General features: G+C 68.6%; 9 protein-coding genes and 2 pseudogenes. 4 read left to right on the forward strand and 7 right to left on the reverse strand.

The genetic code is table 11. The annotated features are described in order from the left end of the window. Positions 1 to 110 precede the first annotated feature (110 nt). Positions 111 to 461: pseudogene (gene tpg / locus ACZ41I_RS35915) on the forward strand (telomere-protecting terminal protein Tpg); the annotation flags it as partial. Positions 462 to 581: 120 nt separating this feature from the next. Here tpg and ACZ41I_RS35920 read toward each other — a convergent pair. Beyond that, a complete protein-coding gene (locus tag ACZ41I_RS35920) occupies positions 582 to 1004 on the reverse strand; it encodes a hypothetical protein (RefSeq protein ID WP_468516073.1) in 423 nt (140 codons plus the stop codon). 191 nt (positions 1005 to 1195) lie between these two features. Further along, a complete protein-coding gene (locus tag ACZ41I_RS35925) occupies positions 1196 to 1396 on the reverse strand; it encodes a hypothetical protein (RefSeq protein WP_468516074.1) in 201 nt (66 codons plus the stop codon). A 53-nt stretch (positions 1397 to 1449) separates the two neighbouring features. On the opposite strand from ACZ41I_RS35925, the gene ACZ41I_RS35930 reads away from it, so the two are divergent. Then, a complete protein-coding gene (locus ACZ41I_RS35930; protein WP_468516075.1) occupies positions 1450 to 1947 on the forward strand; it encodes a hypothetical protein in 498 nt (165 codons plus the stop codon). Positions 1948 to 2215: 268 nt separating this feature from the next. On the opposite strand, the gene ACZ41I_RS35935 is transcribed toward ACZ41I_RS35930, so the two are convergent. Next, positions 2216 to 3079, reverse strand: a complete 864-nt coding sequence (locus ACZ41I_RS35935) for an RHS repeat-associated core domain-containing protein (protein ID WP_468516109.1) — start codon at positions 3077 to 3079, stop codon at positions 2216 to 2218. 303 nt (positions 3080 to 3382) lie between these two features. Here ACZ41I_RS35935 and ACZ41I_RS35940 point away from each other — a divergent pair, with 303 nt between their 5' ends. Then, entirely contained in the window at positions 3383 to 4258 is an 876-nt protein-coding gene (locus ACZ41I_RS35940; RefSeq protein ID WP_468516076.1) for a hypothetical protein, read from the forward strand. Between the two features lie 202 nt (positions 4259 to 4460). On the opposite strand, the gene ACZ41I_RS35945 is transcribed toward ACZ41I_RS35940, so the two are convergent. Both ACZ41I_RS35945 and ACZ41I_RS35950 read right to left on the reverse strand, forming a co-directional pair. Next, positions 4461 to 5156, reverse strand: coding sequence for a DUF4190 domain-containing protein (locus ACZ41I_RS35945; protein WP_468516077.1), 696 nt, complete (start codon positions 5154 to 5156; stop codon positions 4461 to 4463). 540 nt (positions 5157 to 5696) lie between these two features. Further along, positions 5697 to 6548, reverse strand: a complete 852-nt coding sequence (locus ACZ41I_RS35950; RefSeq protein WP_468516078.1) for a hypothetical protein — start codon at positions 6546 to 6548, stop codon at positions 5697 to 5699. Positions 6549 to 6669: 121 nt separating this feature from the next. On the opposite strand from ACZ41I_RS35950, the pseudogene ACZ41I_RS35955 reads away from it, so the two are divergent. Continuing rightward, positions 6670 to 7809: pseudogene (locus tag ACZ41I_RS35955) on the forward strand (glycoside hydrolase family 27 protein); the annotation flags it as partial. A 1353-nt stretch (positions 7810 to 9162) separates the two neighbouring features. Here ACZ41I_RS35955 and ACZ41I_RS35960 read toward each other — a convergent pair. Then, on the reverse strand, positions 9163 to 10248 hold the full coding sequence (locus ACZ41I_RS35960) for an endo-1,4-beta-xylanase (protein WP_468516079.1): 1086 nt from the start codon (positions 10246 to 10248) through the stop codon (positions 9163 to 9165). Between the two features lie 64 nt (positions 10249 to 10312). Continuing rightward, positions 10313 to 12535 (reverse strand): beta-glucosidase, encoded by a 2223-nt coding sequence (locus tag ACZ41I_RS35965; protein WP_468516080.1) that lies wholly within the window; start codon positions 12533 to 12535, stop codon positions 10313 to 10315. Positions 12536 to 12544: the final 9 nt, after the last annotated feature.

The following is a 12544-nucleotide window of genomic DNA, read 5'->3' on the forward strand; positions in this document are numbered from 1 at the left end:
GTTCGATGACCTGCCGCCGGTGTCGGCGTTCGCGGTGATCCCGGGGGCGGCGCTGGGGGCCGGGCCTGTGGTGGTCGGCGACCACCGGGCGGCACATAGCCGCCGGGTCGAAGCGATACCGCAAAGGCGAACGCAAGCACCCGCCCAAGGCGATCGCCGAACGGATCGATGCCGCCGTACGAGCCCGCTGGCAGCCACAGGTCCGCAAACGCCGCCGCAAGCAGGCCGCCACCACACGCGGCATCACCGTCGAGACAAGAGCCAGGTTCGGCTACACCGCACCCATCGGCACCACCGACGACGGACGCTTCCGCCGCCTCACCGCCCACCTCCCCCCACCTACGCACAACGCCTCTTCGACGCCCGCGACGCAGGAGCCAGCGACCAGCAGATGCGCCAGCGCCATGGGACTCACCGACGTCACCCTCAACGACATCGACCACCTCGACCTCGACTACTGATCCCCGGCAGCGACCGGGAGCACAGCGCCCCTGTGCGGCTGAGCGCTTCAGTCGGCGAGTGAGCAAGCGAGTCGGCGACCGGAGCGGGCGGCGTCGACGGCTCCACTGAGCTGGAATGACTCAGTGGCGGCCGGTCCAGCCGCCCAGCCTGCCCAAAAAACGCCACACCGGCCGCTCGTGCTGCCGGCTCACGTGCCGCTTCGTCTCCCACGACAGCGCCCTGCCGCCGTATGCACGCGTGGCCAAGCGGTTCACCTCTTCTTCCACGTCGCGCAGATGCTTGCCAATGCGTTGAATCCCCTGGTTGCAGTCCCTGAGCCACAGCACCCCCAGCAAGAGCGTGACGACGGCGATGTACGCCGAGGGCCTGTGCAGGGAGATCCCGCCAGTTCCCGCGACGAGGGCAGCGATCACTCCCGAGAAGCCGAGTATCTGCATCCTCGACGTCACACGCTGGGCGATCTCCGCCCGCAACGACTCGTACTCCCGCATGAGCAGTGCGATGATCTCGGCATCGTGGTCCCGGCTGTTCTGCTGTGCCATGCCTCCCCCAAGGGCCGACCCGCCATCTGCCCCTGACGTTCCCCGGCCCTGTGGAGTCAACCCGCATTTGAGGAAGACCTGCGCCCTGCCACCTCATCCCTGGGTTGCGGCTTTTGTGCGTCGGCGGTCTGGACCGTCACGTCGTCGCACGCGTCGACCCATCGCGTCGGCAGGCTGAGGACGGCGAGGCGCTACAGCGCGTATGAGCGGCCGGCGGTGTAGCGGGTGGCGGCTTGGACGCTGAGGCCGAACAGGGCGCACAGCCGCCGGGCATCGCCGCCCGCAACTCGGACCTCGTCGACGATGCGGTCGCTGCGCAGGGCATGGGCGGAGGCGCGTAGTGCCGGTACAGCCAGGGGCGGCTGACGGGCGCGGTGGACAGCGCGGCGCACAGGGTGAGAAGTAGGGGTTGGCAGTATGCGGTCTTCGGCCAGCGCCGGCCGCGGTGGGCGAGGCAGGCGGCCAGGCGGGCCTCGACCGGTTCGGCGAGCAAGACAGTGCCAGGCAGGACGAGGCGGCCTGGCAGGACGAGGCAGCCTGCTGCAAGGTCGCGGGCCTCGGTGAGAGCGAAGCGGCGGATCTCGCTCACGCGCAGGGCGTAGAAGGCGAGCAGGGCGGTGACGGCAGCGCGGGCCGGGCCCAGGGAAGCGAGGGCCCCGCGGATCGCGGCGACGCCGGCCGGCGGGAGGGCGGTGGCAGCGTCGGCCGCGGCGCGCAGATGGACAGCCGGGTCGCGACGGGCACGGTGACGAGCCCGAATGTGATCACACCGGTCCAGATCGCCCGCGCCATGACCGTCTCTCCGTCCCGTCCGTCCGACCAGACCAGCTGGTTACGCCCTGATGTGTCTCCACGCTCGCACCGCTGCCTGCCCGACGCGCGCCGGACAGCGGCGGCAGGCACCCGGACGGCCCACCCCGGCAGGCATGCAGCCGCGCCGTAACCTTCCTGCACCGTCGGCGTTGGGCACGACAACGCGTACGGGACGTCATCCCCCCGTGGACGCGTACGCGGACGAGGGGTCCGAACCGTGCCCGGCCTTCGGGCCCCTCCCCACCGTCGGCACCCCCAGCGGCTCTCCACGCGGTGAAGAACGCCAGCAGACAGCGTCGCCGTGACCCCTCCACCTCTCGAGGGCCGGACGCCCGGCTGCTCAGGGCCCGGGATGCGAGGTAGCGGCCTTCAGCTTCCAGCCGCCGCCGCTGCCAGCCTCATGCAGGGGCGGGAACCGGTGCCGCCCTCGCGCAGTTGCCAGCGAACCGTGTGTCCGGGTCGGTGGCCAGGACCTTGTCTCCGAGCTTGAGCTGCTCGATGGGCTTGGCACTGCCGTTGGCCATCTGGACGAGAGTTCCAGGAACGAAACTGTTGCACGACTCCAGGAGCCTTGCCGCAAGCGAGTTGGCCCCCTTCTGCATGAGTCGGCCCAGGCCTTCGCCCGCTACGCCTGAGGCTGCACCCCACGCCGAGCCCTCGGCCTCGGCTGTCAGCGTGCCTCGCGCACTGTGGTCAGCGTTGGAGTCGAAAGCGTTGCCGACTGCTGCGCCCGCTGCGCCTGCGATGGCTCCGCAGCCGGCCGCCAGGGCGTAGCCGACGCCCCCGGTCGCGGTGCCTGTCGTAGCGGCAGTGCCGTAGCAGAGTGCTCCGGTGACGAACTCGGCGGTGAAGGAGAGTACCTGTACCTTGTTGGCGTCCCACCAGTTGCCGAGCTTGCACTTCCAGTCGCAGTAGCTCGGCGGCTTGGCCGGGGTCGTTGTCGGCTGTGCGGTGATCTTGACGGTGCCCTTGCCGTAGATGCCATCGACAAGCTGCTGAGCTTCGTCGGGGGTGCCCCAGTCCAGGTAGGGGCAGATCACCGGATCGCATCCGGCGCCGCCCCCGTCAGTGGGAACGTTCATCAGACCGCTTGGGTCGGAGTTGCTGACGGGGCTGTTGCGGCTGTAGGCGTAGCCGTTCATTGACAGTGGGTCGGCGATGTCGATGAGGGGGTCGGCTGACAAGAAGCGTCCGGTCTCCGGGTCGTACTCCCGTGCGCCGAGGTGTGTCAGGCCCGTGGTGGTGTCGTCCGTGCCGCCGATGTAACCGCGGTGGGCTCAGCTCAACAGCATCGGTTCCAGCACAACGGCCACCAACTGGCACGCCAAGCAGCGCGCTCTGATCAACCAGGGACGCATCACAGAGGCGATGCGCATGGACATCGACGACATCAAGTCGAAGTTCCCCGACGAGTACGACCAGCACATCAAGGACATGGTCGCCAGCCTGAAGCACAACAAGCCGCTCCAGGACATGCTGAAGAAGCGCGGCTGAACCATCGACGAAAACGCCCTGCTGGCGTGATGCCGACGACGCCACTAGAGACGTAAGAGGGAGAGCGAAGGATGGATGTCGAGCTGTTGCCGCATGTCGGTATCGCCTCGTTCCGGCTCGGAATGCCGTTCGACGAAGCCATGACCGAAGCCCAGGGCTGGGGGCGCGTCGAGCACTCCCCAGAAGGGGGGCGCCCGCCGGGCAAGTACGTCGTCGTCAACGACACGTACGCCTTCGAGTTCGTGCTTCTCTTCGAGTCGGAGAAGAAGGAAGTCCTGACCGGCATCGAAGTGTGGCGCTTCCGCGACGAGAACGCCGACATCCGCTTCCTCCTCGAGGGCATCGATGTCTTCCGCACACCGTCGGACGACCTGCCGGAGATCCTGCGGGAGCGCGGGCACGACGTCGTCGAGAGCGACTACGGATTCGAGGAGATCACCGACCTGTCCGTACGGCTGGCGAACAACAGCAGCTTCGAATACCCCGTGGACGAGGAAGGTGACCCCCCTCTACTACGACTACGTCCTGGTCTTCGACAAGAACTTCGCCTCCACCTGACCTCGGGCTTGATCGCGGTCCTGATGGGCAATCCAACCGCCTCGGCACCGCCAGGCGCACCGCGTCCGACACACCGCGAAGGCCGGTCATGTCCAAGGGTTACGTGGGTGTCGGACGAAAGGAAACAGTTCAGCGCCCAGGGCTCTGACTTGGGCACTGAACTCTTCTCCGCACGACTGGAATCGAGGATCTGCGCACTGATCTGTTCAGTGCGCAGACACCCGACGGTGCGGCTACTTGGGGCGGTCGTAACCGACGAGGAGGTCGTGGGTTCAAATCCCGCCACCCCGGCAGCCGAAACAGCAGATCAGGCAGGCACTGGATGCAGCACCTGCCTGATCTGTTTCTGTCTGCGTGTGCTATCCACGTCTGCCACGCAAGCGGCTTGACTCCGTCATTGAGACTCGCTCCGCTCCTCGCGCGCGGCCCGGCCCCCGGCCGGGCCTGCGCTCATGTCTCCGCCCCGCTCCAGCCCGGCCGGCGCCCGTGCCGCGCCGCGACTCCTTGGTCTCCGTGATGCAGCGAGCCCCGCCGCTGCGGGGTGCGCGGCGAGGCCTGGGGGTGGTGGTCGGCGCCGCGTGACGTCAGCGGTCAGAAGTCAGTTCGGGACGCTTTGATGGTCTTGCACTCGAGCTTCTTGGCGTCCTTGATCTCGTCCGCGGTCACCAGCGCACCAGCGTTCTTGTCGGTGAACTTCTGGCCCGGGGCGAGGTTCTCGGCGGTGGACATGAAGTCGTCGATCTTCTTGCCGTCGGCCAGGACCTCGCCCTCAATGAAGTACGAGTATCGGCGGTCGCCGTTGTTGGCGTAGTCGACGTGGATGGCCATCTCCTTGATGCCGAAGTCGCCGGTGACCACGTCGCACTTAGTGACCTTGAAGTCCTTCATGACCTCGGACTTCTTGGCGCCGCCGGTCTTGGACTTGCCGTCGCCCACGGTGGTGGAGTCGTACGACTTGTCCAGCTCCTTACTGGCCTTGTCGACGGCTGAGAAGAACAGGGCGTTCATGGCGAAGAACATGATGATCGCTACGGCCGACGTGACGAGGCCGGTGATGCCGGCGCCCTTCCCCTTGCGGACCTTGCCCGCCTTGGAGAGGCCGATGGCGCCGAAGATGATGCCAAGGATCGCGAGCGGCCAGACGACAACGTTGAGGACAGGGATGAAGCTGACTACGACGGCGATGATGCCGAGGACGAGTGCGGTGGTGGCCAGGCCGTTGCTGCCGGGCTGCCGGGGCTCGCCGTAGCCGGGCTGCTGGGGCTGGGGCGGGTACTGCTGGCTCATGGTGCTCCCCACGGGTTTCTGCTGTGTTTGCGCGTGGGTGACCGGTGAAGGACCTGTGTGGTTGCCTCGCAGATACCTAAAGTGATTACTTCGTTATTGAACTTTCCTCATAGGCGAAAACTTTGGTGTGCGGCACGCGGCTGTGGTGTTCTGGAGGGTCATCGGCGGTGACGGCGGGATCGGGCAGCCCCCCGTGGTCGCAGCACGCCGATGGCGCCTGAAGCCGAGGTACCGCAGCGCTACAGGCCGGCTACACCGCCCAGGCCGCCGACGAGACCCCGGCCGCGCCCGGATGCGTCTGCGTCCAACGACGTAGGCAGGTTGAAACCTCCAGAGGTCCTTTGGACCTTGACTGGCAGGGACCTCACGGATTGGCATATGTATCGCCGTCGAGGACGGCCGTCCCGAGGCGGCCGAACAGGCCACAGACGTTCGTGCGCGCGCCGCCCAGCTCCGGGACGTCAGCATCGAGGATCTGGGGCAACGGCCGTTAGCCGGGGCTGTAGGCGCCTTTGTGCCGCCATTGGCCGCTCCGTTCGGTCAGAGTTCCTCGTCATCGATGGGTTCCGGTTCGCCGATGTATGCGAGGTCGAGGACGTAGCGTTCGGTGACTGGGCTGCTGTTCCAAGCTTCAAGGAGCGTTTGCTCGGAGTTGTCCCTGAGCTGATCGAGTGTGGTGTCGTAGTAGTCGGCTGTCGCCTGGCGGTTGGTCCACCAGGCGTTGCCTTCGTAAATGCCCGGGCGGGGTAGCTGCATTTCGCCTGCGAGGCCGAGGCCGACCTGATTGATGACGAGGATGCCAGTCTCGGACTCGAGGCTGATGCCGATCTGGCCTTCGGCGTCGGCGGGTGGGGCGGGAGGGGTGTCCCAGATACGGATGCTGATTTCGACGTCGATGTCGGGCTGGAGGCTGCGCAGGTACAGGTGGTAGCCGTTGCCGGCTACCACCTGTCTGCGGGCAGCAGCCATGGCATCGTCATCACCGAGGTAGGCGTCTGCGTCGTAGACCTCCACCCACGACGCGCCGTCCCGGAGTGGCCTTACAGATGTACTCGGCCAGAAGTGCCATGGTGTTGACGAGCTGGCGGCAGCAGCATCGAAGGCGCGAGACTGGATGCGCTCGACCTCCACCTGTGCGTCGTCGATGGGGTACCCGGCATCGATCAACATCCGTATGCCGGTCTCCACCGAGAGGACTGCGGCACCGACGCCCTTGACCACTGCATCGAGGACAGCGGCGCGGTCGGTTGGGGTGTGCGGCCCCCACATCAGCCGGGCGGGCAGCGACTCCCCCGCGGGCCACCCTTCGGCCTGTCCGGCCTGGTGGAGGCGTTGCACCATGCGCAGTAGGACGGCGTACTTGTGGGTTCGTGCCAGGCGCATGGCGGCCACGAGGGAGTCCAAGCAGCTTGCCGACGACGCCTCCTCACCGACCTGGCCCGGGCTGTGGGCGGGGCACTGGGCGGGAAGCTCGGACAGACGACTGCTGCGTCTCCTCGCAGCCACCGCGCTGATGCTCACCGCCTCCGCCAGCACGACCGCCGAGGCCGCACCGGGCAGCCCCGCGCTGACCCCGCCGCTGGGCTGGAACAGCTGGAACAGCTTCGGATGCGGTGTCGACGAGACCCAGGCCGCCAGGCCGCCGACGCGGCGGTGTCCTCGGGCATGAAGGACGCGGGCTACCAGTGCGTCGTCGTCGACGACTGCTGGTTCGACCCGCAGCGTGACAGCGGGGGCAACCCGCGGGCCAACCCGACCAAGTTCCCCAGCGGGGTGAAGGCGCTCGGGGACTACATCCACAGCAAGGGCCTGAAGTTCAGCGTCTGCGAGGCGCCCAACGAGCGCGCGTGCGCGCAGGGGGTGGGCACCTATCCCGGTGACTGGTGCTCCTCCAGCGGCAGCCTGGACCAGCAGATCGCACAGTTCACAGTCATGCGCGCCGCACTGCGCGCCACCGGACGGCCGATCGTCTACAGCATCAATCCCAACAGCTTCCACGCCATCACCGGCGCCACCTACAACTGGGGCGAGGTCGCCGACCAATGGCGGACGGCCGAGGACCTGCTCGACATCTGGCAGAACGCCAACAGCTACCCGATGGGCGTGGGCAAGGTCCTCGACATCGACGCGCCGCTGGCCGCTCAGTCCGGTCCGGGCCACTGGAACGACCCCGACATGCTGGTCGTCGGCCGTCCCGGTCTGTCGCTGACCGAGTCCCGCTCCCACTTGCCCTGTGGGCGCTGCTTTCGGCCCCCCCCTCTTCGCGGGCAACGACATCCGGACCATGTCCAGCGACGTGAGCGCGATCCTGCGCAACCCTCGTCTGCTGGCGGTGGACCAGGACCGGCTGGGCGCGGGCGGGCGCCGCGTGCGTGACGACGGCGACACCGAGGTGTTCGCCAAGCCCCTGTCCGACGGCTCGGTCGCGGTCGGCCTGTTCAACCGGGGCAGCGGCACCGCGACCATCACCGCCACGGCCGCGCAGGTCGGCCTCACCGGAGGACCGTTCACCCTCACCCACCTGTGGACCGGCGGCACGTCGAGCACTTCCGGCCAGATCTCGGCGAGCGTCCCGGCGCACGGTGTCGCGGTGTTCAAGATGACCGGCGGCCCAACGGCACGCCGGTCATCATTTGGCTCTGCAACGGCCAGGACAACCAGAAGTGGACCACGCTCCCGTAAACCCGCCCCCTGCCCGAGCAGGAAGACACCCGATCGGAAGAGGGCAGTCCCACGACAGCAGGCCAAGCTCGGGGACTGCCCCTCTCTTCTCTCGCCACAAGGCCAACAGATGCGCGGGCAGCGGCACCACCCGTGTTTCTCCCGGCAGCCGGTTCTTCAGCCCGCGCTCGTCATGGTTCCGGCCCACGTCGGTCCACCGTTTAACCGCCTGGGGAAGCGTGCAGTGCGCGATCAGCCGATCCCAACCGGACTTGGGCAGGTGGCAGTCCGGCAGCGCCGCCGCAACCGTCTCTTTCGGCCGCAGACCCGCGCAGTACATGCCCGCGAAGAACCCGAGTAGCCGACGGCCACGGGCCCGGCGGTAGCCGCCCACGGAGGAGACGGCGCTCAGCAACTCCCTCGCCTGGTACGGGTTGGCCACCACCCGCGGATCCACCGGGACCGACGGCTTGGGCAGATCCGGACCAGGTGCGGACCAACTCGGCTTCGCATAGGGCGGTTCCACCCGCTGCCGACAGGTCAGAAGCGGGTAGTGCTGTGTACCACCAGCAGACGAAGAACCTGCTGGCGACGCTTCGCGCGATGGAGCACGACGGTCTGGTCTCTCGCACGGAGATCTCGTTCAGACGTGGCTCGGCTTTCTGCCGGCAGGCTACCGACGGTCACTTGCCCGCCGACCGGCCTCACGGCGCTCGCCGGAGCAGGGCAGCCGCGTCTTCATCAAACGAGCTTCGCAAGAACCGCGGCCTGGGAACTGTCATTCCCGAGGCTATCGCCGCAGTGGGACGCCCAATCTGCGGTTCATGTATGAGTTCTACGCAGCGCCAAGCCAGCACGGGAGTCAGCACGGCGCCTCCCCATCATGCCTGAACAGGGCAACTCAGACAGCACCCTTCGCTGCGTTATTGCGGCCGTCACCGAGGGCCCGGCACCGCCTCCATGGTGTGCGCACGCACTCCCACGCCCAAAACTATGGTGTCCCACCACATACGCCTCTCACCTGCATGTTCCTACGGTGTGGCGACACACAAACGTCCCCGCCGGACGCCAGGAAGTGGTACCGATGTCGTCGCCCGCAAGCGCTCCAGTCGTCGAGCTTGTCTGGACGAGGCTCCAGCCGCCGGACGTGTCGGCGGTCGTGGCGAAGACGTGCCACGTTCCCTTGTAGCGGACGACCGACGGGTCCTTCACGGAGACGACGGGGTGCGTGGCGTCTGGCTGAGGGGCGATCAGCGGGCCCGTGGACGACCACTGGAAGGTGCTGGTGAGCCGCCCTTGTCCGTCGGCCGTCGCGGCAGTGGACAGGGGTGTGCTGAGGCGCCTCTCAGTCCTCCTGCGCGGCCGCGGCGAGGGCGTCGTGGATCGCGTCGTACGCCGGCTTGTGCTGCAGGTTCTCGTCCCAGGGCAGGGCGGCGCCCTCGCCCTGGAAGACCGACGGGATCCACGAGTGCCGGTCGGTGTAGCCCCACACCGTGATGCCGACACAGCGCCGCACAGCAAGGCAGGCGTCGGTCACCTTCCCGTACCAGTCGGCCTGCTCGGCCAGCTTGGCCGTGTCGGAGGGAAGGATCATGCGGATGTCGAGCTCGGTGATGGCAACATCGACACCGAGGTCGGCGAACCGCTGGATGTTCTGCTGCAGCCGGTCGGGGAATCCGTACTGCAGCGCGAGGTGTGCCTGCATGCCGAAGCCGTCGATCGGGACGCCGTCGGCCTTGAGCTGCTTGATGAGCGTGTAGTAGGCGTCCGACTTGGGTCCGATGGCCTCGACGTTGTAGTCGTTCAGGTAGAGCTTGACGTGGGGGTCGGCGGCGCGGGCCCAGCGCAGGGCGTCGGCGATGTAGGACGGGCCGATGGTCTTGTAGAAGATGTTCTGGCGGTAGGTGCCGTCCTCGTTCATGATCTCGTTGGCGACGTCCCAGGCGAAGACCTTGCCGCGGTAGTGCTTGACGACGTTCGTGATGTGGTTCTTGAGGATCGAACGCAGTTCGTCCTTGGTCCAGGTGCCGGAGGTGAGCCAGCTCGGCAGCTGGTTGTGCCACAGCAGGGTGTGGCCGCGCACCTTGAGGTGCTCGGACTTCGCGTAGTTCACGATCTCGTCGCCCGCGGTGTAGTCGAAGACGCCGCGCTGCGGTTCGGTGGCGTACCACTTCATGCCGTTGCCGGGTGTCGTCTGGCCGAACTCCTTGCCGAGCAGATCGGCGAACTCGGTGTCGGCGAGCTCCGGGTTGTCGACGGCGGAGCCGAAGTAGCGCCCGGTCTCGCGGGCGAGCTCGTGCAGCGTCTTCGTCCTCTTCGAGCCGTCGGTGCCGGCCTGGGCGGCCGGGGCGACGGCGAGGCCGAGCAGCAGGGCCGCCGACGCGGCGAGCGCGGCGGATCCGACGCGCGAACGGCGTGCGGGTGTGCTCATGGTGCGTCTCCTCAACGGTGGGGAGGGCTGGTGTGGTTGTCTTGCGCGGGGCTGGTCCGTGGGGTCACTTGACGCGGAGCTCGCAGCGCATCCTGCGGTGGTGGCCGACCTCGCGCACCGGACCCGTGAGAGTGAGCGGCACGGTGTGGTGGACGTGTTCGCTGGACGCGGCGACGCGCAGCTCCAGGGCGCCGGGTTCGACGACGCGGCGGCCGTCGGCGCCGGTGTGCGCGGCCAGGTCGGCTGGGAACGTGGCGTGCACCTCGGCTGACGCTCCGGCGTCGAGCGTGACGCGGGCGTAGCCGACCAGCCGGACCTCGGGCCGGGCGACGGTGCCGACGGGGTCGTGGAGGTAGAGCTGGACGACCTCGGTGCCGGGCCGCTTGCCGGTGTTGCGGACGGTGAGGCGCAGTGTGGTCTCGCCGTCGGTGGGCAATTCGACGGTGTCGCACCGGGGCGCGTCCCAGGCGAACGTCGTGTAGGACAGGCCGTGGCCGAACGGGTACAGGGGGGTGGGGTCCACGGTGCTGGGGAAGCCGTGCCGGCCGAGCGGCGGGGCCAGGTACGGGGCGGGCTGGCCGCCGGGCGTGCGGGGTACCCCGATGGGCAGGCGCCCGGACGGGTCGACACGCCCGGACAGGGCGCCCGCGACGGCGGCGCCGCCCTCCTGCCCGGGGAAGAACGCCTGGACGACCGCTGCGGCCCGGTCGGCCCAGCGGCCGAGCGCATAGGGCCTGCCGCTGAGCACGACGATGACGACCGGCACGCCGTAGGCCATCGCCTCGTCCAGCAACTTTCCCTGTCCGTACGGCAGTTCCAGGTCCTCGGCGTCGCATCCCTCACCCGACGAGCCGCGTCCGAACAGACCTGACCGGTCACCGGCGACGACGACGCAGACATCGGCGGCAGAGGGGTCCTCGCCGATGACGGCGCCCGGCAGCTCGGCGCGGAGCGCGTCGGCGAGCGTGGGCACCTCGACGCCGGTCGGCAGGTCGGGGTGGTGGACGCCCACATGCCGGGGGAAGGTGTAGCAGCCGAGCATGGCCGCCTGCTCGTCGGCGAGCGGACCGAGGAGCGCGATACGCAGCCCGTCGCTCAGCGGCAGTACCCCGGAGTCGTTGGCGAGCAGGACGACCGACTCCTCGGCCACCTTCTGCGCCAGCTCCCGCATGTGCGGGGGGTTCAGGTCGACGGGCAGGTCGCCGGTGACCGGTTCCCAGTCGGCGTCGAGCAGCCCGAGTTCGCACTTCTGGGTGAGGACGCGCAGCACGGCCCGGTCGAGCAGTTCCTCGGGCAGCGGATCCTTGGGGCTGAAGCAGCGGGCCGCCGGCAGTTCCACGTCGACGCCGGCCGCCAGCGCGATGCGCGCCGCCGCGCCTTCGCCGTCGGCGATGCGATGGGCCTCGTCGAGCAGCGAGATGCCGTAGTAGTCCGAGACCACGGTACCGGCGAACTCCCACTGATCACGGAGGAGTTGGGTGAGCAGTCCGGCATGGGCGTGGGCGGGCAGGCCGTCGATGTCGTTGTAGGCGGGCATCACGGAGCGGGCACCGCCCTCGCGCACTGCCATCTCGAACGGCGGCAGGATCACGTCGGCGAGCTCACGCGGGCCGATCGAGGCGGGGGCGTGGTTGCGCGCGGCGCGCGAGGCCGAGTAGGCGGCGAAGTGCTTCAGCGTGGCGACGATGCCCGCGGCCTGAAGTCCCCTTACGTACGCGGTGCCGATGGTGCCGACCAGGTACGGGTCCTCACCGATGGACTCCTCGGTGCGGCCCCAGCGGGCGTCGCGCACGACGTCGAGGACCGGGGCGAGTCCCTGGTGGATGCCGACCGAGCGCATCGACGTACCGATGGCCTGGGCCATGTCCATGATCAGCGCCGGGTCGAAGGTGGCGCCCCAGGCGAGCGGCGTCGGGAAGATGGTGGCCTGCCAGGCAGTGAAGCCGGTCAGGCACTCCTCGTGGGCGATGGCCGGCAGGGCGAACCGGTTGCCCGCGCGGATGGTGCGCTGCAGCTCCGCGAGACGGGCCGCGCCCTCGGCAGGTTCGACGGGCACGGTGCCGAAGGGTCGGGTGAGGTGGCCAAGCCCGTACGGGAGCAGCGCGTCGAGGGCGGCGCTGCGGGAGGCGTAGGTGTGCTGGCCGGGGGCGACGTCGGCGCCTTCGGCGTCGGCGCCGATCCATACGCTGGACAGCTGGGCGGTCTTCTCCTCGGTGGTCATCCGGGCGAGCAGGTCCGCCGCCCGGGTGTGCGCGGGCAGGGTGGTGTCCTGCCATGGCTCGACCATGGGTCTCCT

The organism is Streptomyces sp. NPDC030799, from assembly GCF_055572255.1.

What these genes read in the sequence shown, in the direction of transcription:
- ACZ41I_RS35920 (WP_468516073.1), bottom strand. Translation starts at nt 1,004, where the DNA reads ATGGCACAGCAGAACAGCCGGGACCACGATGCCGAGATCATCGCACTG.
- ACZ41I_RS35940 (WP_468516076.1), top strand. Translation starts at nt 3,383, where the DNA reads ATGGATGTCGAGCTGTTGCCGCATGTCGGTATCGCCTCGTTCCGGCTC.
- ACZ41I_RS35945 (WP_468516077.1), bottom strand. Translation starts at nt 5,156, where the DNA reads ATGAGCCAGCAGTACCCGCCCCAGCCCCAGCAGCCCGGCTACGGCGAG.
- ACZ41I_RS35960 (WP_468516079.1), bottom strand. Translation starts at nt 10,248, where the DNA reads ATGAGCACACCCGCACGCCGTTCGCGCGTCGGATCCGCCGCGCTCGCC.
- ACZ41I_RS35965 (WP_468516080.1), bottom strand. Translation starts at nt 12,535, where the DNA reads ATGGTCGAGCCATGGCAGGACACCACCCTGCCCGCGCACACCCGGGCG.